Annotated in this window: 2 protein-coding genes; both read right to left on the reverse strand. The window is 33.0% G+C overall.

The genetic code is table 11. From position 1 onward, the window contains the following. Positions 1 to 151: 151 nt before the first annotated feature. Positions 152 to 469, reverse strand: a complete 318-nt coding sequence (locus tag ACFFU9_RS10635; RefSeq protein ID WP_379861420.1) for a type II toxin-antitoxin system RelE/ParE family toxin — start codon at positions 467 to 469, stop codon at positions 152 to 154. Continuing rightward, positions 469 to 702, reverse strand: a complete 234-nt coding sequence (locus ACFFU9_RS10640) for a hypothetical protein (RefSeq protein ID WP_379861421.1) — start codon at positions 700 to 702, stop codon at positions 469 to 471. The genes ACFFU9_RS10635 and ACFFU9_RS10640 overlap by 1 nt, the downstream gene beginning before the upstream one ends. Positions 703 to 1,150: the final 448 nt, after the last annotated feature.

The raw sequence follows: 1,150 nt of genomic DNA on the forward strand, positions 1-1,150 counted from the left end.
TAGAGCGCAGTTCAGAGGGGTTAGAAACGTAGAGTTCTTCCTATATAGACTTACAACAATTTATGCATAATCTTAAAATCCCACAACTTTATGACTTGATCCAGGTTTAGGGGTGAAATTCCCCTTTGCCTACTCGACTGGCAACTGGCTTTTATTTTGTCCGTTTTATTTTTGGTGGATTTTGTCGTGTATCAAAAACGTCAGCAATTTTTATAAATCCGTTTTCCGTATCCACAGAATAAATCAGTTTATAGTTTTCGAATACTAAATATCGATAATGAATTTCTCTTTGTTTTAGTAATTCTTCTTCTTGTCCAATTAATGGTGTTTTTATCAACTTTTTTGGTTCGTTGATAATTCCTTTCAGAAGTTTTTTGGCAATTCTTGTACTGGCTTCCTTTTTGTAATATTCGTAGATTTCGTCAAGTTGAGTTTCAGCAAATTCAGACCAAATAATTTTCAATGTCATTATTCATATTTTGCTAAAAGTTCAGAACTGTTTTTAAATCGATTGTTTCGGAAATCAGATTCCGATTTGTCAATTCTTTTATTCAGTTCCTCTTGAGTCATAGGTTCAAATATTCGCTCGTCTGAAGTATTTTTTTCTTTTCTCAATATTTTTTCGAGACGTGAAACCGCTTCTTCGCTTTGAAGTTTTAAAAATTCTTGTACAAATTCTATTTTTCGAGCTTCTAAATTCATTTTATTCAGCTTTTTATCAAAGATACAAAATTATCAATTTAATCCTCTAATTTTCTTTAATTGACGAATTTTACAGCTTGTTGCCAACGTTGTTGTATATGGTTTGTTGCGTGATTTAAGCAACTAATTTAGTAAGTAATTACGGGTAAAGAAAATCCGCGAGGACTTTCGTAAGTAAGCAAAAAGCCAGCAATAAATTATATACGGTGTGTTGAACGAATCCTCCCTACCGGTCGGAAGCCCTCCTGAAAACTTCAGTACGTCTTTCCTTTTTGTAAATATAATAGATTTATTAATTTGTAGCTAAATTTTTAAATCTATAATCATGTTTAAAAAAAAGTAAAACCATTGCTGAGCGCCCTTTTGAGGAAGTAGCAGGCTTCAGTACCCTTTCCAGAACAAATTGGAGCAGAGTTTTTCCATCAATGGCAAAGCCAAAAGCATGGGC

Origin of the sequence: Mariniflexile ostreae, from assembly GCF_042427585.1 — a bacterium.
Classification (GTDB): domain Bacteria; phylum Bacteroidota; class Bacteroidia; order Flavobacteriales; family Flavobacteriaceae; genus Pseudalgibacter; species Pseudalgibacter ostreae.

What these genes read in the sequence shown, in the direction of transcription:
- ACFFU9_RS10635 (WP_379861420.1), bottom strand. Translation starts at nt 469, where the DNA reads ATGACATTGAAAATTATTTGGTCTGAATTTGCTGAAACTCAACTTGAC.
- ACFFU9_RS10640 (WP_379861421.1), bottom strand. Translation starts at nt 702, where the DNA reads ATGAATTTAGAAGCTCGAAAAATAGAATTTGTACAAGAATTTTTAAAA.